Below are 21,850 nucleotides of genomic sequence, written 5' to 3' on the forward strand. Positions count from 1 at the left end.
TCGCTTAACGCAGCCTGAAGCCCCGGGACCGCGCCGGCCGATAGACTCCGCGCTGCGGCGCTCCGCCGCCCCTTCCCCTTCCCTCTCCCACCCACAGACCAAGGAATCCCCGTGCGCGTACTGCTGGTCGAAGACGACGTGGCCCTGTCGGAAGCCGTCTGCGGCTACCTGCGCGCCAAAGCTTTCGTGGTCGACGCCGTGCCCAGCCTCGCGGCGGCCGGCGCCGCGCTGCACGGCGCGCAATATGCCGCCGTGCTGCTCGACCTGCACCTGGGCGACGGCGACGGCCTGTCGCTGCTGCCGCAGATCCGCGCCCTGAAGGACCGCCCGATCGTCATCGTGCTGACCGCGCGCGACCAGGTCACCGACCGCATCCGCGGCCTGGACGCCGGCGCCGACGACTACCTCGTCAAGCCCTACGACCCCGGCGAGCTGCTGGCGCGGCTGCGCGCGGTGGAGCGCCGGCGCAGCGCCGCCAACGCGCCGGTGCTGACCCTGGGCAGCCTGCAGATCGACCTGGCGCGCGAGGTGGTGCGCGAGCACGGCCTGCCCGTGACGCTGACGCAGAAGGAATGGGCGCTGCTGCGCGTGATGGCCACGCGCCCGGACCGCATCCACACGCGCGAGAGCCTGCAGAACGCGCTCTACGGCTTCGACGAGGAGGCCGACAGCAACACACTGGAGGTCTTCATCAGCCGCCTGCGCCGCAAGCTCGGCCGCACCCACATCCAGACCCTGCGCGGCCTGGGCTACCGGCTGGTGCACACCGGCGGGGACGCCGGGTGAGGCCTCACGGCCGACCGCTGCTGCCCGGCATGGAGCGGCCCAGCACGCTCGCCGGGCGCCTCATCCGCACCCTGATCCTGTGGATCGGCGGCGCCTGGCTGCTCGGCGTGCTGGGCGTGGTGTGGTACGTCGACCGGGAGATCAACCACAACTTCGACAACGAACTGGTCGAGGTCTCGCACCGGATGTTCGACATCGCGATCCAGGACGTCGACGCGCACGCGGCGAACCCGGCGGGCACGCAACCGCTGATCGCGCCGACGCCCACGTTCCAGGACGCGGCGGTGATCTACCAGGTCGTCGACAGCGGCGAGCGCGTGCTGGTGCGCTCGGCCGAGACGCCGCCGGGCACCTTCGACGTGCCGGTGGCGCCCGGCTTCGCCGCCAACGCCGCCTGGCGCATCTACACCGTGCAGCACCCGAGCCGGCCGCTGTTCCTGCAGGTGGCCGACCCGCTCGACGAGCGCCGCCACGCGCTCAACCGCACGCTGCTCGGGCTGGTGATCCCGCTGGGCGCGGCCCTGCCGCTGCTGGCGCTGCTGCTGCGGCGCATCGCCCGCCAGGAGCTGGAGGTGCTGGTGCGCCTGGCCGCCGAGATCGGCCGGCGCAACGGCACGCACCTGCAGCCGATCGCCCTGCCCGGCCTGCCGCAGGAACTGCAGCTGGTGGGCGACCACGTCAACCGTCTCCTGGAGCGCCTGTCGCAGTCGCTGGACGTGGAACGCGCGCTCGCGGCCAACGCCGCCCACGAATTGCGCACGCCCCTGGCCGCCGCCCGGCTGCGCCTGCAGACCGCGCTCGACGCCGACCTGCGGCGCGAGGACGTGGTCGCGGCGCTGGAGGCACTGCGCATGCTCAGCCACCGCACCGAGCGGCTGCTGCAGCTCTCGCGCGCCGAGTCGGGCGCCTCGCTCACGCGCGCGCGGGTCGACCTGGTGCGGCTGGCCGCCACCGTGGCGCAGGAGTTCTGGGAGGACGAGCGGGTGCTCGACCGGCTCGACCTGAAGGTGCCCGACCGTGGCGACGCGCCGATCGTGCTGGGCGATTTCGACGGCCTGGCCATCGCGCTGCGCAACCTGGTGGAGAACGCGCTGCGCCATGCCGGTGCGAGCCCGGTCGAGATCGAGGTGCGGCCCGGAGGCGTGCTGATCGTGCGCGACGCCGGGCCGGGCGTGACGCCGGACGAGCTCGCGACGCTGCGCCAGCGCCACGTGCGCCACGCCCAGGAACGCGCCGGCTACGGGCTGGGGATGTCGATCGTCGCGACCATCGTGCACAAGCACGAGGCGCGGCTCGAACTGGCCTCGCCGCCGCCGGGCCGGCCCCAGGGCTTCGAGGCCCGCATCGTGCTGCGCCCGGCCTGAACCGCGCCGCCGCGAGGCCGCACCGGCGCGTCGCGACGTAGCACGGCACGCCTGTCGACGGGGTCGCAGACGCGACGGCCGACCGCCCGCGAACGCTGCGGTTGTCGATATCGCCGTACATAGAATGACCGACGGCCGTGCCATAACGCACGGTGTCCCTCACGCACGTCGCCGCGCCATGCACGCGGCGACGGCGACACCGATCCAACCCCACAGCGACGTCTCACCCGCCATGACCCCAGAAGAAATCCTCGCCCAGTACGGCCCGCGCGAAGCCATGGAATACGACGTGGTCGTGGTGGGCGGCGGCCCCGCCGGGCTGTCGACGGCGATCCGCCTGAAGCAGCTCGCCGCGCTCTACGACAAGGAAGTCTCGGTCGTCGTGCTGGAGAAGGGCTCCGAGCCCGGCGCCCACATCCTCTCCGGGGCCATCATGGACCCGCGCGCGCTCTCCGAGCTCATCCCCGACTGGAAGGCGCGCGGCGCCCCGCTCAACCAGCCCGTGACCGCCGACACCTTCCTGATGCTGAGCGAGCGCGGCGCCACCCGCACGCCCAACTTCGCCCTGCCGGCGAACTTCCACAACGACGGCAACTACATCGTCAGCCTGGGCAACGTCACCAAGTGGCTGGCCCAGCAGGCCGAGGAGCTCGGCGTGGAGATCTTCCCCGGCTTCCCGGCGGCCGAGGTGCTCTACACCGACGACGGCAAGGTGCGCGGCGTCGCCACGGGCAACCTGGGGATCGGCAAGGACGGCGAGCCCACCGAGGCCTTCCAGCTGGGCATGGAACTCCACGGCAAGTACACCGTCTTCGCCGAGGGCTCGCGCGGCCACCTCGGGCGCCAGCTCATCGCCAGGTACAACCTGGCCGAGGGCAAGGACCCGCAGAGCTACGGCATCGGCATCAAGGAGCTGTGGGAGATCGACCCGGCGCGCCACGAGCCGGGCCTGGCCGTGCACACGGCCGGCTGGCCCCTGCAGTCGGACACCTACGGCGGCTCCTTCATCTACCACGCGGAGAACAACCAGCTCGTCATCGGCTACGTGGTCGGGCTCGATTACCAGAACCCGCACCTGAGCCCGTTCGAGGAGTTCCAGCGCTTCAAGACGCATCCGAACATCCGCTGGTACTTCGAGGGCCAGGACCAGGGCCTGAAGGCGCCCAAGCGCCTGAGCTACGGCGCGCGCGCCATCACCGCCGGCGGCCTGCTCGCCCTGCCCAAGACGGTGTTCCCCGGCGGCGTGCTGGTGGGCTGCGAGGCGGGCTACATGAACGCGAGCCGCATCAAGGGCAGCCACGCGGCGATCAAGACCGGCATGCTCGCGGCCGACGCCGCCTTCGCCGCCATCGACGCCGGCCGCTCGCACGACGAACTGACCGACTACCCGGCGGCCTTCGAGCGCAGCTGGCTGCACACCGAGCTGCACAAGGCGCGCAACTTCAAGCAGTGGTTCAAGAAGGGCCTGACGGTCGCGACCATCATGACCGGCGTCGAGCAGTTGGTGCTGCGCGGCCACATCCCGTGGACGATCCACCGCACCGAGGCCGACCACGCGCGCCTGAAGCCCGCGGCCGAGTGCAAGAAGATCGTGTATCCGAAGCCCGACGGCAAGCTCACCTTCGACAAGCTCTCGAGCGTGTTCATCAGCAACACGAACCACGAGGAGAACCAGCCGGCGCACCTCACGCTCAAGGACCCGACGGTGCCCACGCGCATCAACCTGCCGGAGTACGCCGGGCCCGAGCAGCGCTACTGCCCGGCGGGGGTCTACGAGTACGTGCCCGACGAGGCCAACGCCGGCAAGGAACGCCTGCAGATCAACGCCCAGAACTGCGTGCACTGCAAGACCTGCGACATCAAGGACCCGACGCAGAACATCGTCTGGGTCACCCCCGAGGGCGGCGGCGGGCCGAACTACGTCGGCATGTAGAGCGCGCACGGCGCGTGCGCGGGGCGCCGTCGGCGCCGGTCCGCGTCGCCCGGGATGATCGCGGCGGCCGATCGGCACCGTCACATTCCGCACACATCGCGCTCCTAGGATCGCGCCATGACCCCGGCGCGCACCCGCTTCCTTCCGATCCGGCACCGCATGGCGCGACGTCCGGCGATCGCAACGCCGTCCGCGCCGCGACCGCCGACATGCAGTCGCTGAACCTCGCGCTGCTGCACGGGCTGGCCGCCGGCCACGCGCCGACGGACTGGGTGCTGCTCGCCGGCCGCGTGCTCGCCCGTTGCGGCGCGACCTGCGGCGTGCTGGTCATGGCCTGGGCGATGTGGCGCCGTCCCGGCGAGCGCGCCTATGTCGCGGCGGTCTGGATCGCCGCCGGCGTGGCGTCGGTGCTGTCCAACGCGATCGCCGACCACCTGGGCCTGCAGCGCCCCTTCGCGCTCGGCGTGACGCCGGCCCACATCCCGCACGGCGCGAGCGCCGCCCTGCCCAGCAGCCACGCCAGCGTCATGGCCACGGTGGCCCTGACCTTCCTGCGCAACCCCGCGTTGCGCGACGCCGGCATCGTGCTGCTCGCCCTGGCCCTGCTGACCGGCTGGGCGCGCATCCACGTCGGCGTGCATTTCCCGTTCGACATCCTCGCGGGATTCCTGCTCGCGGGCGTGCTCGCCGGGCTGTTCGCGGCGGCGCACCACGTCCTGCGCCGCCGGCCCGGCCGGCTCATTCCGGCTTGAAGCCCGCGCTCCTGAGCAACTCGGCGCTCTGGCCGACGAAGCCGGTGACGTAGCGCCGGAACTGCGCGACGTCCTGCGTCACCGGCTCGACGCCCAGGCTGGCCAGCGCGCCGCTCCGGCCCAGCTCGGTCATGGCGGCGTTCATGGCCTCGTTGAGCAGGCGGACGCGGTCGGCCGGCGTGCCCTTGGGCGCCCAGACGCCGTACCAGGAGCCGTAGGTGAAGGTCGGCAGGCCGCTCTCCTGCATCGTGGGCACGTCGGGCACCAGCGGACTGCGCCTGGCCGAGGTGACGGCGATCGGCTGCACCCGGCCGGCCTTGGCCAGCGGCAGCAGCGAGATCATCGAGTCCAGCAGCAATTGCACGTGCCCGCCCGCCACGTCGACCACCGCCGGCTGCGTGCCCTTGTACGGCACGTAGGTGAAGCCGACCTTGCCCTGCTGGGCCAGCAGCAGCGTGGCGAGGTGGCTGGGCGCGCCGGTCGCGGGGATGGCGGCGCTCCACCGGCCCGGCTCCTTCCGGACGGCGGCGAGCAGGTCCTTGAGCGTCCGGGGCTCCAGCGTCGGCGCGATCACCAGCATCAGCGGCGCCTCGGCGACGCGCGCGACGGGCTCGAAGTCGGCCTGCGGGTCGTAGGGCGGCGCGCTCAGCACCTCCTTGGCCAGCACGTGCGTGGCGGCGGAGAACAGCAGCGTGTGGCCATCGGCCGGCGCCGTCTGCACGGCCCGGCCGCCCAGCACGCCGTTGGCGCCGGGGCGGTTCTCGACGATCACCGGCACGCCGCCGAGCTGCGTGTGGAGCTGGTTGGCCAGCAGCCGCGCCACGCTGTCGACCCCGCCGCCGGCGGCGAAGGGCACGACGATGCGGATCAGCCGGTCGGGGAACTTCGCGGGCGGGGTCTGCGCCCAGGCCGGCAGGGCCGCCAGGGCCGCCGATGCCGCGCAGGCGGCGATGAATCCGAGTCGCTTCATGGTGTCTCCAAATCCGTTGTCGTTGTCGTTGTCGTCGTCGGGGGAGTCGATGCCGACGGGTCCGGCGCCGGCGCCGCGGAACGGACCCGGCGGCGGCGCGCGAAGACGCGCAGCGACTCGTCCAGCGCCTCGGCGTCGACAGCGCGCGTGATGAACACGATGCGCGTGCGACGGTCCGCGCCCGGCCAGGCCGGCAGGAACGCCGGCGGCTGCCAGAGGTGCTGCACGCCGTGGAAGACCAGCGGCCGCTCCGGTTCCTCGGCCAGGTTCACGATGCCCTTGACGCGCAGCAGGTCCTCGCCGCGCATCGCGATGACGGTGTCGAGCCAGGACTCGAAGCCGTCGCGCGGCAGCGGCTCGTCGCGCACGATGACGAAGGAGCGGATGCCGTCCGCGTGCATCGGCGGCTCGTCCGCGCCGCCGTCCGTCCCCGCGCCCGGCAGCGGGCGGTAGACGGGCCCGCGCTCGCCCTCTCCGCCGGCCGGCGCGTCGGCATCGGCGCGCATCGCCCGGCGCAGCACGTCGACGAGGTCGGCGGGCGGCAGGTGCAGGGTGGCGTCCGGGTTCAGCCGCGTCACGCGCTCGATCAGCGCGGGCGCGACCGGCTCGCCGGCGAGCAGGTCGGTCTTGGTCAGCAGCAGCCGGTCGGCCATCGCGACCTGGCGCTCGGCCTCCGGATGGCGGTCGAGCGTGCCCGGGGCCAGCACGGCGTCGACCGTGCAGCAGACGCCCGCCAGCGCGAAGCGGCCGGTGACGGCCGGATCGCCCATCAGCGTGCGCAGGATCGGCGCCGGATCGGCCAGCCCGCTGGTCTCGATCAGCACCCGGCGCAATGGCGGCCCGTCCGCCGCGTCGCGCGCGCCGAGCGCCGCCAGCGCCGCGACCAGGTCGCCGCGCACCGCGCAGCACATGCAGCCGTTGGCCAGCAGCACGGTGTCCTCGGTGGTCGACGCGATCAGGTCGTGGTCGATGCCGATGGCGCCGAACTCGTTGACGATCACCGCCGTGCCGTGCAGGTCGGGCTCGCGCAGCAGCCGGTTGAGCAGGGTCGTCTTGCCGCTGCCGAGGAAGCCCGTGAGCACCGTCACCGGGATCCGCGCGCGGCCCGGGCCGGACGCGGCGTCGCGCCCGGCCGCCAGCAGCGCGGAGAAATGGCCGCCGCCCATCACCCGTCCCGCCGCTGGCCGCCGTGGAGCTCGGCGAAGGAGTTCAGGGTCTTCTCCAGCCGCCCCAGCAGCCACCGGCTGGCCGCCGGATCGAAGGCGTCGCGCGCCAGGTCCTCCAGCAGCGCCTGCAACGGCAGCCCGGTGGCCTGCGCGGTCGGACGCGCGCGGAAGAAGGCCTCGACCTCGGCGATGCCCGAGCGCGATCCCGCGTCCTCCAGGTAGTCGACGATGTCGAGCTCGAAGTCGACCAGCTGCAGGCTGACGCCGCCGGCGCCGCAGCCGCAGCTGGAGCCGAGGGCGACGTGGCGCACCGCCAGCTCGCTCCACAGCCGCTGCAGCCGGTCGGCGCGCACGGCGACGTCGTCGGCCATGGCGACGTCGCTCACTGCCCGTCCCAGGCGACGTCCGCCGGCGCGCCGGCCACCGCGGTGCTCGCGGCCCGGGGCGCGGCGCGCAGCGTGCGCGTCGCCTCGGCGTCGACCCGGCCCTGGGCGTCGAGCGCGACGCGGTAGACCTGGCGCGCCACCTCGGCGCCGACATAGCCCTCGCGCACGTCCTCGGCCACCTTGTCCATGTCGCGCTCGAGCGGGTCGCCGAAGCCGCCGCCGCCGCCCGAGAGCATCCGGTAGGCGTCGCCGCGCTCCAGGCGCACGTTGAAGATCTTCGCGTTGGCGTGGTCGGTCTTCCACTCGCCCTTGTGGCGCACGGCCAGGCCGTTGCCCATGGCGTCGCCGCCGCCCTCCAGGCCCCAGGGCTTGCAGTGCACGCGGTCGATGCGCGTCGTCACGGTGAAGGGCGACAGCGCCTGCACCACCATCTCCGCGCCCAGGCCGCCGCGGTACTGGCCGGCGCCGGCGCTGTCCTTGCGGATCTCGTACTTCTCGACCAGCACCGGGTACTTGGCCTCCAGCTGCTCGGTCGGGCTGTTGTGGGTGTCGCCGTCGTTGATGCAGACCGTGACGGAGACGCCGTCCTCGTTGCTCTTGGCGCCCCAGCCGCCGCCCAGCGGTCCGATGCCGACGATGAACAGCCGGCCGTCCTCCGGCGAGATGCCGTGGATGTTGGGAAACACCAGATCGGCGTGGTGGCCGGCGATGGAGCGGTCGGGGATGGCCGGCGCCAATGCCTTGAAGATGGTGTCGATCACCGTCATCGGGAAGGTCATCCAGACCCGCATCGGGTACGGCCGCTCGGCGCTCACGACGGTGCCCATGGGCATGACGACCTTCAGCGAGCGGAAGCTGCCGTCGTTGACCGGGTAGTCGGTCGGCGTGGTCAGGCACTTGTAGGCCACCTGCGCGCAGGCGATGCCGGTGGTGAAGCCCGAGTTGTAGAAGCCCCGCACCTGCTTGCTGACGTCCGACAGGTCGACCGTCATCCCGTCGCCCGCCACCGTCACCTTGACGCGGATCGGGATGCGCTTGCCGATCTCCAGGCCGTCGTCGTCCATGAAGGACTCGGCCTCGTAGACGCCGTCGGGAATCGACAGCGTGTTCTTGCGCGCCACCGCCTCGGACGAATCCATGATCCGGCGGATCGAGCCGTTGACGGCGTCGGCGCCGTAGCGCTGCAGCAGCTCGACGTAGCGGCGCTCGCCGGTCGTGATGGCCGTGATCTGCGCGCGCAGGTCGCCCAGGGCGCGCTCGGCCAGCCGCACGTTCATGGCGATGATGTCGATCAGGTCCTGGTTGACCACGCCCTCGCGCTGGTACTTGACGATGGGGATCTGGATCCCCTCGCTGAAGATGTCGGTGGTGACGTTGCCCAGCGTGCCGCCGACGTCCAGCCAGTGCGCCATGCAGCAGGTGAAGCCCTCCAGCCGGCCCTCGTGGAACACCGGCATGGTGAAGGTGAAGTGGTTGAGGTGGCTGCCGGTGGTGTAGGCGTCGTTGGTGACCAGGATGTCGCCCGGCAGGATGTTCTCGTAGCCGAAGTGCCGGATCTTGGCCTTGACCGTCTCGGACATGCCGCGGATGAACATCGGCAGGCCCAGGCCGATCGAGACCGTGTCGCCCTCCTTGGTGAACAGCCCGACCGTGAAGTCCAGCGCCTCGTAGATGATGAGGTTGTAGGCCGTGCGCGTCAGGTTGGTCTTCATCTCCTCGGTCACGGCGTAGAGGCCGTTGCGGATGACCTCGACGGTGATCGGGTCGATCGCGGCGTCGTTGCCGCTCGCGGCGGCGGCGGGGGTGGTGTAGGTGTCTTTCATGAGCGGTCGCTCCCGATGTCGATCTGCAGGTTGCCGAGTTCGTCCACGCGCAGCGCGTCGCCGGGCTGCACGACGGTGGTGGAGGCGTGTTCCTCGACGAGCGCCGGGCCGTCGATGAGGTTGCCCGCGCGCAGCAGGTCGCGCTTGTAGACCGGCGTGTCGGCCCAGCCGCCGGCGCGGAAGTACACCGGCTTGACGGTGCGGCGCGCGGCGGCTTCCGGCTGCGCCGCGCCCGCTTCCACCCGGTGCTTCGGCGGCTTCTTCATGGTGCCCAGCACGGTCACGCGCAGGCTCACCAGGTCGGCCGGCTCCTTGGGCGCCGAGGTGCCGTAGCGCACCTTGTGCAGCTCGTCGAACTGGCGCTTGATGGCCGAGCGGTCCTTGCCCTCGAAGAAGGCGAGCGGCAGGTCGACCGTCACGGCGTGCTCCTGGCCGACGTAGCGCATGTCGGCGGCGCGCTCGATGACCACGCCGTCGGCCTTCACGCCCGACTGCTCCAGCGCGGCGCGGCCCTCGTCCTCCATCGACCGGTAGGCGGCCTCGATCTCGTCGAAGGAGACGTCGTTCAACTTGCGGAACACCGAGCGCACGTAGTCGTAGCGCAGGTCCGAGAACAGCATGCCGTAGGCCGAGAAGTAGCCCGGCGCGTACGGGATGAGCACCTTGCGGATGCCGATCTCGCGCGCGATCGCCGAGGCGTGCAGCGGCCCGGCGCCGCCGTAGACCACCATCGTGAAGCTGCCGGCGTCCAGGCCGCGCTCGGTGGTCACGGCCTTCACGGCGTGCGACATCTGCGTCACCGCGATGCGCAGGATGCCGTCGGCGGCCTCGGTCGGCTCCAGCCCCAGCGGCGTGGCGACGCGCTCGGCCATCTGGCGCTGGCAGGCGTCCATGTCGAGCCTGAGTTCGCCGCCGAGGAAATTGTCGGCGTCGAGCCGGCCGAGCACCAGGTTGGCGTCGGTCACGGTGGGTTCCCTGCCGCCGCGGCCGTAGGCGACCGGGCCGGGAATCGAGCCGGCGCTCTGCGGACCGACGCGCAGGGCGTTGCCGGTCTCGACGCGGGCGATCGAGCCGCCGCCGGTGCCGACCTCGTGGATGTCCATCATCGGGATCTGGATCGGCAATGCGCGCTCGTAGCCGCCGATGAGCGCCGAGCCGGTCGTCAGCGGCCGGCCCTCGCTGATCACGCCGGCCTTGGCGGTGGTGCCGCCCATGTCGAAGGCGATGGCGTCGCCCATGCCCAGCTGGGCGCAGATGGCCTGCGCGCCGATCACGCCGGCCGCCGGACCCGACTCCAGCATCCGCACGCAGCCGACGCGGGCGTGCTCGATCGGGAACAGCCCGCCGGTGGACTGCACGACGTAGAAGTCGCCCTCGAAGCCCTTGGCCGACAGGTGCGTCTCCAGCTGGCCGAGGTACTGCGAGACGCGCGGGCCGACGTAGGCGTTGGCCACCACGGTGGAGACGCGCTCGAACTCGCGGTACTCCTGCGACAGCTCGTGCGAGGCCGAGACGAAGGCGTGCGGCAGCTCCTCCTGCAGGATCTGCTTGACGCGCTGCTCGTGCGCCGGGTTGCGGTAGGAATGCAGCAGCAGCACGGCGACGGCCTCGATGCCCTGCCCCTTCAATTCCTTCGCCAGCTCGCGCACGGCGCCTTCGTCGAGCGCCTTGTGCAGGCTGCCGTCGGCGCGCAGGCGCTCGGCGACCTCGAAGCGCAGCGAGCGCTTGACCAGCGGCTGGTGCTTGTTGAAGAACAGGTTGTAGGCGTCGGGCCGGTTGACGCGGCCGATCTCGTAGATGTCGCGGAAGCCCTCGGTGATCAGCAATGCCGTGTTGGCGCCGTTGCGCTCAAGCAGGGTGTTGATCGCGATGGTCGAGCCGTGCAGGAACAGCTGGCCGTTCCTCACGTCGATGTCGGCGCTGTCGAGCGTGGCCTGGATGCCGTCGACGAGCTGGCCGTGCGTGGACAGCGCCTTGCCGAACATCAGCTGGCCGGTCGCCTCGTCGAAGGCGGCCATGTCGGTGAAGGTGCCGCCGATGTCGACGGCGATGCGCAGGTGGGGAGCGGAGGGATTCGCCATGGTCGTGCGTGCCTCAGGCGGCCGTGCCGATGCGGTTGCGCAGGATGCCCAGGCCGGTGATCTCGACCTCGACCACGTCGCCCTCCAACATGTACCGCGGCGGCTCGCGGCGGTCGCCGACGCCCCCGGGCGTGCCGGTGGCGATGACGTCGCCCGGCGACAGCGGCGTGAAGCGCGAGACGTATTCGATGATCGTGGGGATGTCGAAGATCAGGTCGCCGACGCTGGCGTGCTGCATCACCTCGCCGTTGACGCGGGTCTCCAGCGTCAGCTGGGCGACGTCGGGCACCTCGTCGCGCGTGGCCAGGAAGGGCCCGAAGGGCGCCGTGCCGGGGAAGTTCTTGCCCGGCGTGAACTGGTGCGTGTGGCGCTGCCAGTCGCGCACGCTGATGTCGTTGAGGCAGGCGAAGCCGGCGACATGCTCGAAGGCCTGGGCCTTGGAAATGTGGCGGCCGCCCTTGCCGATCACCAGGGCCAGCTCGCCCTCCCAGTCGAAGCGCTCGGAGAACGAGGGCTTCGGCACCTCGTCGCCGTCGGCCGCCAGCGTGTCGGTGAAGCGCAGGAACAGCGAGGGATGCTCGCTGTCGCCGCGTTTCGTCTCGGCCACGTGGGTCTTGTAGTTCAGGCCCACGCAGATGAACTTGGCGGGGTTGGGGATGACCGGCAGCGCCTGCACGGCGTCGGGCGAAAGCGCCGTGCCGCCGTCGCGGACGTTCTGTTCCAGCTCGGCCAGGGCGCCGGCGCGCAGCACCGAGGCGAGGTCGGGGTGGCGTTCGAGGAAGTCGGCCGACGGCTGCAGGTAGCGGTCGCCGTCCACGAGGCCGTAGGACGCCTGTCCGGCGTGATTGAAGCTGACGAGTTTCAAGAGGTGTCTCCTTGGATCCATCGCTGCGCACGGGGCTCGGGATGAGGCTTTCCACAGCGGATGCGGCGATTCTGAAAACCAACGGCCTCTTCGGCTAGATAGAATCCGCTGCGATCAGATCTGCCGATTCCGGCATGGCTCAATCCGGGAGATGCGCATGAATGTCGCGACGGTCCGCTTGTTCCTGGAGGTGATCGAAGCCGGCAGCCTGAGCAAGGTCGCGGCCCGGCGCCAGACCGTGCAGTCGCACGTCAGCCGGCAGATCAGCGACTTCGAGGCCGACTTCGGGGGGCCGCTGTTCCGCCGCACCGGCCGGGGCGTGGTGCCCACCGAGCTGGGCCGGCGCGCCGAGCGGCGCCTGCGCGCCTGGCTGGCGGAGACCGATCGCCTGACGCAGGAGCTGCGCGAGGAAGCCGGCCAGCTGCTGGGCGAGGTGCGCCTGGGCGTGATCCCGTCGGCCGCCCATCCGCTCATGACCCGGCTGTTCCAGGACCTGCAGCGGGACCACCCGGGCATCCGCCTGAACATCGTCGAGGCGCAGGGCACCGAGCTCAACGCCATGCTCGACGCCGGCGCCGTCGACATGGCGATCCTGTTCCGCTTCGACCGCCCGGGCGGCGGTGGCGACGAGCGCCTGCTGAGCATCGCCCACACCTACCTGATCGCCGCGCCGGGCGACGCCCTCACGCGCGAGCCGACGGTCGGCTTCTCGCGCCTGTCGGGCCTGCGGCTGGTGCTGCCGCGCCGCCCGAGCCACTGGCGCAACGCGCTCGACGAGGCGGCGCGCAGCCTGGGCTTCGCGCTCGACCCGGTCGCCGAGGTCGACTCGTTGACCATGCAGAAGGAGCTGGTCGCGCACACGCCCGGTCTCTACTCGGTCATGGGGCCCTACTCGATCGCCGACGAACTCCATCGCGGCCGATTGCAGGCCAGCCAACTGGTCGACCCCGATCTGGTCCGGCACGTGACGCTGGCCTTTCCCAAGCAGGGCAAGCTGTCGCCGGCCGGCCGCAAGGCGGCCGAGGTCGTCGAGCGGCTGACGGCGGCGTGGGGGCATCGGATCACGGAGCCGATCGATGCGCCCCCCGAGTGATCAGTCCGGCGCGCGAGCGTCCGGCGGCGTTTCCGTCACGGCCGGCGCCCCCCGCTGCGGCTGCGCCATCGCCTTGGCGATCCCGCGCAGGATGTGGATCTCCTCCACCGTCGGCCGGGCCCGGTTGAAGAGCTGCTGCAGGCGCGGCATCAGCTTCTTCGGCGCGGCGGGGTCGAGGAAACCGATCTCCACCAGCGAGCGCTCCCAGTGCGCGAGCATGCCGGCGACGGCGCGGGCGTCGGCGGCCTCGGCGGGCGCGACCGATTCGGTCACGGGAAAACCGCCGAGCGCCAGGCGCCACTCGTAGGCGACCAGCTGGATCGCCGCGCCGAGGTTGAGCGAGCCGAACTTCGGATCGGCCGGGATGCTCAATGCGACGTTGCAGCGATAGACGTCCTCGTTCCTCATGCCGAAGCGCTCGGAGCCGAACAGGAAGCCGACGTGCTCGGGCGTCTCGGCGCGGCCCAGCGGCGCCAGGTGCTCGCGCGGCGTGCGCGTGGGCGGGCCGAAGTCGCGCGGGATCATGGCGGTGGCGCACAGGTGGGTCACGCCGTCGAGCGCCTCGTCGAGCGTGTCGACGATGCGCGCGTTGGCCAGCACGTCGAGGGCGCCGCTGGCGCGCTGGATGGTCTCCTCGCGGCGCAGCACGTTGGCCCAGCGCGGCGCGACCAGCACGAGGTCGCCGAAGCCCATGGTCTTGAGGGCGCGCGCAGCGGCGCCGACGTTGCCGGCGTGGCTGGTCTGGATCAGGATGAAGCGGGTGCGCATGGGACGACGGGGAGAAGGAACGTGGACGCCGGGCCGACGGCGGCGGACGCCCGGCGGGCGGCCCGGTAAAATGCCCGATTCTCGCCGCCCCGCATCGCCGGTCCGCGCTCGCCACGGTCGCTTGCCCGCGCTTCCCGCCGCACTCCGCATCCCCCGCTCTTCCCACAATCCATGTCGTCGCCCAACCTCCATCCCATGCTCAACGTGGCCGTCAAGGCCGCACGCGCCGCCGGCGCCATCATCAACCGCGCGGCGCTCGACGTCGAAGCGGTGCGCGTCTCCCAGAAGCAGGTCAACGACTTCGTCACCGAGGTCGACCACGCGGCCGAGCAGGTCATCATCGAGACGCTGCTGACCGCGTACCCGGGCCACGGCATCCTGGCGGAGGAATCGGGCGACGAGCACGGCGCCAAGGATTCCGACTACGTCTGGATCATCGATCCGCTCGACGGCACGACCAACTTCATCCACGGCTTCCCGGTCTACTGCGTCTCCATCGCGCTGTCGGTCAAGGGCAAGATCGAGCAGGCCGTGGTCTACGACCCGACCCGCAACGACCTCTTCACCGCCACGCGCGGACGCGGCGCCTACATGAACGACCGGCGCATCCGCGTGAGCAAGCGCATCCAGCTGCCGCAGTGCCTGATCTCCACCGGCTTCCCGTTCCGCACCGGCGACAACTTCAAGCAGTACCTGGCCATCATGGCCGACCTGATGCCGCGCTTCGCCGGCCTGCGCCGCCCCGGCGCCGCCGCGCTCGACCTCGCCTACGTCGCCGCCGGCTTCACCGACGGCTTCTTCGAGACCGGCCTGCAGCCCTGGGACGTGGCCGCCGGCTCGCTGCTGGTGACCGAGGCCGGCGGCTTGATCGGCAATTTCACCGGCGAGTCCGACTTCATGACGCACCGCGAATGCCTGGCCGCCGCGCCGCGCATCTACGGCCAGATCGTGCCGCTGCTGTCGAAGTACTCGAAGTTCGCCGGCGTGGACGACAAGATGCGCGCGAGCGACCGCATCCGCGCCGTGGCCTCGTCCTCGCGCGCCGAGGCCGACCCGACCGCCGACACCGCCGGCGACTTGTACGCGCGCAGCACCGTCGGCCTGCACGAGGCCGAGGCCGGCGCGGACGACGCGGCCCCCTCGCCCGCCGCCACCGCTCCGACGCCGCGCCGCCTGACGCGCGTCAAGCGCGGCGCGGACGGCGCGCCGGCCGCCGAGGCCCCCCGCACCGCGACGCCCGCCGAGGGCGAACCCGACGCGCGCTGACATGCGCTCGCCGCGCGCGGCCGTCCTGCGCACCCGCGCCGCGCTGCGGGTCGCGCTGAGCCACTACATCGCCAACGGGCTGTCGGTCGCGCTCGGGCTGCTGGTGATCTCGGCCTGCGTGCATGTCTGGCTGGGCGCCTTCGCGGCCTCGGCCGCCGCCGTCGGCGCGATCGTCGCCGCGCCGCCCGACCTGCCCGCGCCGCGGCGCGGCAAGTTCCTGCAGATGCTGCCGGCGCCATTGATCGGCGTGCCGCTGTTCTTCGCGGTGCAGATGCTGCACGCCTCTCCGGTCGAACTGGGCCTGCTGCTGGTGCCGGCGACCTTCCTCGCCTTCACGGCCATGGCCTGGGGCAAGCGCGGCATCCCGATCGCCATCGCGGTGATGTTCTCGATGATCTTCTCGATGGCCACGCACCGGCCCGCGGGCCTGGAGGAGGCCTTCGAGCGCACCCTGCTCTTCGGGCTGGGCGCCGGGCTCTACGTGGTCTACGCGACCCTGGCCAACCTGGCGCTCAACACGCGCTACCGGGTGCAGGCGGTGGCCGACGTGCTGCTGTCGCTGGCCGCGCTGATGCGCACCGAGGCGCGCCAGTTCACCCCGCGCGACGAATCCGGCGACGTGCGCGAGACGCCCGCGCCCCTGCTGGGCCGGCTGCTGCGCGAGCAGGCCGCGCTCGCCGACCAGATCCAGGCCACGCGCGACCTGGTGCTGGAGTCGCCGCGCACGGCGCAGCGCCAGCGCCTGGCGGGCATGCTGATCGTGGTGCTGGAGATGCGCGACCAGCTGCTCGCGAGCGAACTCGACATCGACGTGCTGCAGTCCCAGCCCGCCCACGCCCGCGCGCTCGGCGAGATGCGCCGCGTGCTGGAGGAACTCGCCGACGCCACCGCCGCCCTGGCCGATTCGCTGCTGCTGGGCCGCTACCCGGACCGCGTGCGCGACCGCCGCGACGAACTGATGGCAATCCGCGTGGCCGACGAATCCGCGCCCGGCATCGCCCTCGCCGGCCCGACGGCGGCGCTGCTCGCGCGCGGCCTGGCCAGCCGCATCGGCCACATGAACGACGAGGTGCTGCGCCTCGCGGCGCTGGCGCGCGGCGAGCGCGAGCCCGACCTGGCCGTGGTGCGCGCCAACTGGCAGATGTTCGTCAGCCCGACCGCCTGGTCGTGGGCGCCCCTGCGCGCGCTCTGGCGCTGGGACGCGCCGCCGCTGCGTCACGCCATCCGCGCGGCGCTGGCCATCGCCACGGGCTACGCGGTCGCGGTGCTGCTGCCCTGGGGCTCGCACGACTACTGGATCCTGCTGACCATCGTCGTCGTGCTGCGCGGCAGCCTCTCGCAGACGCTGGAGCGGCGCAACCACCGCGTCGCCGGCACCCTGCTGGGCTGCGTGCTGGCGCTGGGATTGCTGTCGGGGCATCCGGGACCGTTCGCATTGCTGGCCGCCTCGGTGGTGGCGCAGGCCATCGCGCACGGCTTCGCGGTGCGGCGCTACCTGATCACGGCGGTGGCGGCGACGGTGCTGGGCCTGGTGCAGGCGCACCTGCTCAACACCGGCGCGGCGCCGGCCTTCGCGCTGTTCGAGCGCATCGCCGACACGCTCATCGGCGCGGCCATCGCCTGGGGCTTCTGCTACGTGCTGCCGTCCTGGGAGCGCACGCAGATCCCGGCGCTGGTGGCGCGGGTGCTCAAGGCGCAGGCGCGCCACGCGCGGCTTGCGCTCGGCCTGGGCCAGCTGCAGGCGATGGAGAGCAGCCCCGAACTCGACTGGCGCCTGGCGCGCAAGGAGGCCTTCGACAGCCTGTCGGCGCTGGTGCAGGCGACGCAGCGCTCGCTGTCCGAGCCGCGCGCCGTGCGTCCGCCGATCGCCGCGCTGGAGCACCTGCAGGCGCACAGCTACCAGCTGCTGGCGCAGCTGAGCGCCGTGAAGTCGATGCTGGTGCTGCGGCGCGACCGCCTGACGGCCTCGGAGATCGCCGGCCCGCTGCGGCGCACGGCCGAGCGCATCGAGGCCGCCATCGGCAGCACGCCCCTGCCCGGCACGGCGACCAGCGCCGCCGCGCCGCCGGCCACCGCCCTCGCCGGCACGGTGCGCCTGCCCGACCCCTTCGACAACGACATCAGCCCCTGGATGCTGCGCCGGCTCGACCTGGCCACCGGCATCGCGCTACAGCTGCGCGACGACGCGGCACGCATCCTGCAATCGCCCGACGGCGAGGCGGGCCCGGCGCCGACCGGCGCGCCGCCCGCCGCCATCCACCCTGCACCCTTGCATCCGCCCGACGCTTCCGCGTCACCGACACCCTGAAGGACCCCCTGGACCGATGAATCTCGACCCCCTGCTCGCCCACCCCTGGTTCGGTCCCCTCCTCGCCGCGCTGATCGCCATTCCCCTGGCGCTGTTCGCCCACCGCGTCTTCAGCCTGGTGCTGCGGCGCGTGACGCGCGGCACGCCCGTGGTGCATGCGATGCTGCTCAACCTGAGCGGCGCGGCGCGGGTCGTGCTGCCGCTGGTGGCGCTGCAGGTGATCTGGCAGGCCGCGCCCGACGACCTGCGCTTCATGAACGGCGTGCGGCACCTCAACGGCGTGCTGCTGATCACGGCGGCGACGTGGCTGGGCATCAAGGCCATCAACGGCTTCGCCGACGGGCTGATCGCCAAGTACCCCTACGACGTCACCGACAACCTGCAGGCCCGGCGCATTCTGACGCAGACGCGCGTGCTGGCGCGCACCGCCATCACGCTGCTGCTGCTGGCCGGCGCGTCGATGATCCTGATGACCTTCCCCGGCGCGCGGCAGGTGGGCGCGAGCCTGCTGGCCTCGGCCGGCGTGATCGGCATCGTGGCCGGCCTGGCGGCCAAGCCGGTCTTCAGCAACCTCATCGCGGGATTGCAGATCGCGCTGTCGCAGCCCATCCGCATCGACGACGTGCTGGTGGTGGAAGGCGAATGGGGCCGCGTCGAAGAGATCACCGGCACCTTCGTCGTGCTGCGCATCTGGGACGACCGGCGCCTGATCCTGCCGTTGTCGTACTTCATCGAGAAGCCGTTCCAGAACTGGACGCGCAGCAGCTCGCAGCTGCTGGGCTCGGTGTTCGTCTACACCGACTACGGCATGCCCATCGACCCGCTGCGCGCCGAGGTCGAGCGCCTGGTGAAGGCCGCGCCGCAATGGGACGGCCGCTTCTTCAACGTGCAGGTGACCGACGCCACCGAGCGCACGATGCAGGTGCGCGTGCTGTGCACCGCCGCCTCGTCGTCGCTGGCCTTCGACCTGCGCTGCGCGGTGCGCGAGGGGTTGATCGGGTTCATGCAGCGGGAGTACCCGCAGTTCCTGCCGCGGGTGCGGATCGACGAGTCGGCCGGGGCGGTGGAGCGGCCGATGGCGATGACGGCGGAGCAGGCGGCGCCGATCTGAATGCGGTCGCGGCCGCATGGCCGGAGCGGTCCACGGTTGTCAGGCAGCCCTCGCCCCTGCGATCGTGAAGCACCGTGCGGTCGCCGGACTGTCGCCCGAGACGCCCGTGAAGTTCCGCACCGAGCGGTTGGACGGCGAGAACATGCCGGTGTCGATCCGCACCGTCGCGGCCTGCGCTGCGACTGAGCGGGCGTCGGACGTTCATCGCCATCGACGGCGGCGGCTTCGATGCATGCCTTCGTTCTTCTGCTTCCCCGTGACCATGGCACGCAGGAGCCGGACCACGATCTCTCCCGTGTAAAGAACGAGCAGCCCGGGCCGACGGCGCGGCCATGGCGTCCGGCTCAGAGTCTGCAGAAGCGGCCTTCCACGTAAGCATAGGCACGGGCGGGAGGCGCTTCAGCGATCGCGATCCATCCCGAGTCGTGTCGCGCGCCAGGCACCGCCCTGGTCACATCCGGCCGCGCCTGTCCCGAGATGCCGTACCCCACCGTCTCATCGGACTGGTCCGTCAGGACGATCAGCACATCGGCGCTCGGGGGTGAGGTCGTCACCCAACCCCGCGCACCCCGCTGCGGGCCTGTCGCGACGAGCATGTCGACGCTGCCGGAGCAGCGCCGGTCGTCACGTGCCGATGCGTCGTATCGAACCACGCCCACCTGCGGCCACCAGTGGGTGCCGTAGACCCCGATTCCGGCCTCCAGCACCCATCGGCCGACGGCCTCGGCATACCGTGGCGGATGCGGGATCAATGCCATGCCGTCGAGTCCGGGTGTCGTCGGAACCATGCGAGACGAAAGCGCGGCGAGCTTGCGGTCCATGGACGGGCTGCGGACGGCGAGGTCGAAGGCCAGGCCGCCCACCAGCAACACGAGCAGCACCGTCTCGCCGGCCAAAATGGCTCGACGACGCGAGGCGCCCGGCCGCAGCCATCGGCGCAGGAATTCGGTGAATCGCTCGACCAAGGGCATGAGCAGCATCGCCGCCACGAAGCTCGCTGCCACGACGAACAGGAAAAGGGCGGCCGTCTTGGCCGGACCGAGCGGCATGACGACGCGCGATCGCACTGCCTGGATGATCTGGTGATGGACGAGGAAGGCCAGGAAGGCGTACTTCGAGGTCCTGCGCAGGACGTCGGCGATGCGCGGCCGGATGCGCACGCGCTCGGCCGAGAACGCCAGCAGGCAGAAACATGCCACGCCGAGCGCGATGCCATAGACCTGGTCCGGGATCGGCGGCACCCAGACCATCACCACCAGCACGAAGGCGGCCGAAGCCGCCGCCCATCTGCCGAGATGCGGACGCACATGATGGAGAAAGCACAGCCCGAAGAAGAATTCGGGCAGGCGCAGCAGGGGATTGCGGTTCTCCATCAAGGTGAACAACTGGTCGTAGTGACGATGCAATCCCACGAACACGACGCCGATTGCGCAGGCCGTCACCCAGGGCCGGACCGTCACGCCCTGTCGCAGGATCGGAAAGATCGCATAGAGGCACAGGATGAATCCGACGAACCACTCGCCCACCAGATAGTGGCTGGATCGTCCTTGGAACAGGAACCCGTCCAACCCGGTCACGGTGAAGGCGAGCTTCCAGGGTGCGATGCCGGCCGTCCAGTCGCCCCGGCCCGCGAAGAGCAGCACGGCGACCACCGCATAGGCGATCCAGTAGGAAGGAAAGATGGCGAGAAAGCGCTTGACGTAGAAATCGGCGGTGGAGAACCGGCCTGCGGAGCCGGTGCTGGTGCTGGTCATCAATGCCGTTGCCGAGATGATGATGAACAGGGTGACGCCGAGGTCTCCGAGCGGCTGGCGGAGCAGCATCAGCGCGGGAACCGTGCCCGGAGCAGCCCCGGCGACGAAAGCCGCCGGATGGAAGTGGAAGAGGACGATGCTCAGCACCGCGACGACGCGAATGACGTCGAGAAAGAGCAGACGGCTCGATCCGGCGGGTGATGGCAGGGTCGTCATCGAGTTCGGTGAAGTGGATTCGGGGAACGATGATCATCGCCTTTCGCGGTCCCCCGCAGAGGTGGATCGCAGCGCAGGCGGATCTGGGCAGCGCCGGGGCACGGCGCGCGATCCGGTACCTCCGGCAAGGCGCATCGATGAACTTCCGATGATTCCAGCCTGCGCATCGCCATGCGGTCTCCTGGAAAATCGAACCGACGACCCACTTCCTCGACTCGCCCAGACATGACCACCTCCCTCCTCCGCCGCAGTCTCGCGGCCCTCCTCCTCGCCACCCCCTTCCTGTCCACCCAGGCCCAGACGCCACCGCCGGCCCCGCTCGACGCCCCCCTCCACATCGTCGTCGGCTACGCCCCCGGCGGCGCCACGGACCGCGTCGCGCGGCTGGTCGGCGAGAAGCTCGGCGCCAAGCTGGGCGTACCGGTGATCGTCGACAACAAGCCCGGCGCGGGCGGGCGGATCGCGGCGCAGCAGGTGCGTACGACGCCGGCGAACCAGAACGTCGTCATGGTCGCCAACCCGGCCGTGATGGTCGTGGCGCCGCTGGTCTTCAAGGACAACGGCTACGACGCCGAGCGCGACTTCGTGCCGATGTCCAACGTCAATGCGTACGAGTTCGCGTTGGCCGTGGCCACGGCCGTGCCGGTGAAGGAGCTGTCGCACCTGGTGGCGTGGATGCGCGCCAATCCGCGGCAGGCCAACTTCGGCGTGCCGGCCACCGGCAGCCTGCCGCACTTCTTCGCGTTGATGCTGGGCGAGAAGGCCGACGTCAAGGCCGAGGTGATCGGCTACAAGGGCTCCAGCCCGCTGCTCAACGACCTGATGGGCGGCCAGGTGCCGATCGCGGTCGACACGCTCGACAGCGTCGCGCCGCAGCACGAGGCCGGCAAGCTCCGCATCCTCGCCGTGTCGGGCGCCCGGCGCTCGCCGTTCCTGCCGAACGTGCCGACCTTCCGCGAGGCCGGCCTCGACCTGGTGGGCACCGGCTGGAACGTCTTCTTCGCGCCGGCGACGATGCCGCCGGCGAAGGTCGCGCGCATCTCGCAGGCGATCCGCGAGGTCATGCGGGACGCCGACACGCAGCGCAGGTTCGAGGACGCCCGCCTGACGCCGGTGGTCAGCACGCCGGAGCAGACCGCCGCCATGCTGCGCGCCTACCGCGCCCAGTGGGCGCCGGTGGTGAGCAAGTCGGGCTACCAGCCCTGAGG

General features: G+C 71.5%; 17 protein-coding genes. 9 read left to right on the forward strand and 8 right to left on the reverse strand.

Annotated elements, in window-relative coordinates; translation table 11 throughout:
- The first annotated feature begins 111 nt into the window (after positions 1-111).
- The 4 genes from ABID77_RS05555 to ABID77_RS05570 all read left to right on the forward strand — a co-directional run bounded on the left by ABID77_RS05555 (position 112) and on the right by ABID77_RS05570 (position 4,835).
- Positions 112-786: a response regulator gene (locus tag ABID77_RS05555; protein ID WP_429592014.1), complete on the forward strand. Its 675-nt coding sequence runs from the start codon at positions 112-114 to the stop codon at positions 784-786.
- 29 nt (positions 787-815) lie between these two features.
- The gene (locus tag ABID77_RS05560; RefSeq protein ID WP_429593311.1) at positions 816-2,150 is read left to right on the forward strand and encodes a sensor histidine kinase; all 1,335 of its coding nucleotides are present in this window, start codon (positions 816-818) and stop codon (positions 2,148-2,150) included.
- Between the two features lie 232 nt (positions 2,151-2,382).
- Positions 2,383-4,083 (forward strand): electron transfer flavoprotein-ubiquinone oxidoreductase, encoded by a 1,701-nt coding sequence (locus ABID77_RS05565; protein ID WP_429592017.1) that lies wholly within the window; start codon positions 2,383-2,385, stop codon positions 4,081-4,083.
- Between the two features lie 209 nt (positions 4,084-4,292).
- A complete protein-coding gene (locus tag ABID77_RS05570; protein WP_429592019.1) occupies positions 4,293-4,835 on the forward strand; it encodes a phosphatase PAP2 family protein in 543 nt (180 codons plus the stop codon).
- Here the strand turns inward: ABID77_RS05570 and ABID77_RS05575 are convergent.
- The 6 genes from ABID77_RS05575 to ABID77_RS05600 are packed head-to-tail and all read right to left on the reverse strand — an operon-like array spanning position 4,822 to position 12,126.
- Complete coding sequence (locus tag ABID77_RS05575; protein ID WP_429592022.1) at positions 4,822-5,805, reverse strand: Bug family tripartite tricarboxylate transporter substrate binding protein; 984 nt, start codon at positions 5,803-5,805, stop codon at positions 4,822-4,824. The genes ABID77_RS05570 and ABID77_RS05575 overlap by 14 nt on opposite strands.
- Positions 5,802-6,971: a CobW family GTP-binding protein gene (locus ABID77_RS05580; RefSeq protein WP_429592025.1), complete on the reverse strand. Its 1,170-nt coding sequence runs from the start codon at positions 6,969-6,971 to the stop codon at positions 5,802-5,804. Before ABID77_RS05580 ends, ABID77_RS05575 begins: the two co-directional genes overlap by 4 nt.
- Positions 6,971-7,357 (reverse strand): hypothetical protein, encoded by a 387-nt coding sequence (locus ABID77_RS05585; protein ID WP_429592028.1) that lies wholly within the window; start codon positions 7,355-7,357, stop codon positions 6,971-6,973. The genes ABID77_RS05580 and ABID77_RS05585 overlap by 1 nt, the downstream gene beginning before the upstream one ends.
- Positions 7,354-9,180 carry a hydantoinase B/oxoprolinase family protein gene (locus ABID77_RS05590; protein WP_429592032.1) on the reverse strand — a complete coding sequence of 609 codons (1,827 nt, stop codon included), beginning with the start codon at positions 9,178-9,180 and terminating at the stop codon, positions 7,354-7,356. The genes ABID77_RS05585 and ABID77_RS05590 overlap by 4 nt, the downstream gene beginning before the upstream one ends.
- Positions 9,177-11,261 carry a hydantoinase/oxoprolinase family protein gene (locus ABID77_RS05595; RefSeq protein WP_429592035.1) on the reverse strand — a complete coding sequence of 695 codons (2,085 nt, stop codon included), beginning with the start codon at positions 11,259-11,261 and terminating at the stop codon, positions 9,177-9,179. Before ABID77_RS05595 ends, ABID77_RS05590 begins: the two co-directional genes overlap by 4 nt.
- Positions 11,262-11,274: 13 nt before the next feature.
- Positions 11,275-12,126: a fumarylacetoacetate hydrolase family protein gene (locus ABID77_RS05600; RefSeq protein WP_429592038.1), complete on the reverse strand. Its 852-nt coding sequence runs from the start codon at positions 12,124-12,126 to the stop codon at positions 11,275-11,277.
- A gap of 157 nt (positions 12,127-12,283) precedes the next feature.
- Here ABID77_RS05600 and ABID77_RS05605 point away from each other — a divergent pair, with 157 nt between their 5' ends.
- On the forward strand, positions 12,284-13,219 hold the full coding sequence (locus ABID77_RS05605; protein WP_429592041.1) for a LysR family transcriptional regulator: 936 nt from the start codon (positions 12,284-12,286) through the stop codon (positions 13,217-13,219).
- Here the strand turns inward: ABID77_RS05605 and ABID77_RS05610 are convergent, their stop codons facing one another.
- A complete protein-coding gene (locus ABID77_RS05610) occupies positions 13,220-13,987 on the reverse strand; it encodes an RNA methyltransferase (protein WP_429592043.1) in 768 nt (255 codons plus the stop codon).
- Between the two features lie 171 nt (positions 13,988-14,158).
- Here ABID77_RS05610 and ABID77_RS05615 point away from each other — a divergent pair, with 171 nt between their 5' ends.
- Genes ABID77_RS05615 through ABID77_RS05625 form a run of 3 tightly spaced genes read left to right on the forward strand, consistent with a single transcriptional unit; the run spans position 14,159 to position 18,672 of the window.
- Positions 14,159-15,253: an inositol monophosphatase family protein gene (locus tag ABID77_RS05615; RefSeq protein ID WP_429592046.1), complete on the forward strand. Its 1,095-nt coding sequence runs from the start codon at positions 14,159-14,161 to the stop codon at positions 15,251-15,253.
- Between the two features lies 1 nt (position 15,254).
- On the forward strand, positions 15,255-17,561 hold the full coding sequence (locus ABID77_RS05620) for an FUSC family membrane protein (RefSeq protein ID WP_429592049.1): 2,307 nt from the start codon (positions 15,255-15,257) through the stop codon (positions 17,559-17,561).
- 16 nt (positions 17,562-17,577) lie between these two features.
- Positions 17,578-18,672: a mechanosensitive ion channel family protein gene (locus ABID77_RS05625; protein WP_429592051.1), complete on the forward strand. Its 1,095-nt coding sequence runs from the start codon at positions 17,578-17,580 to the stop codon at positions 18,670-18,672.
- 344 nt (positions 18,673-19,016) lie between these two features.
- Here the strand turns inward: ABID77_RS05625 and ABID77_RS05630 are convergent, their stop codons facing one another.
- The gene (locus ABID77_RS05630; RefSeq protein WP_429592054.1) at positions 19,017-20,642 is read right to left on the reverse strand and encodes an acyltransferase family protein; all 1,626 of its coding nucleotides are present in this window, start codon (positions 20,640-20,642) and stop codon (positions 19,017-19,019) included.
- A 225-nt stretch (positions 20,643-20,867) separates the two neighbouring features.
- Between ABID77_RS05630 and ABID77_RS05635 the strand changes: the two genes are divergently transcribed.
- On the forward strand, positions 20,868-21,848 hold the full coding sequence (locus ABID77_RS05635) for a Bug family tripartite tricarboxylate transporter substrate binding protein (RefSeq protein ID WP_429592057.1): 981 nt from the start codon (positions 20,868-20,870) through the stop codon (positions 21,846-21,848).
- Positions 21,849-21,850: the final 2 nt, after the last annotated feature.

It is taken from the genome of Variovorax sp. PvP013, from assembly GCF_050435945.1.
In the GTDB taxonomy this organism is placed as follows: domain Bacteria; phylum Pseudomonadota; class Gammaproteobacteria; order Burkholderiales; family Burkholderiaceae_C; genus Variovorax.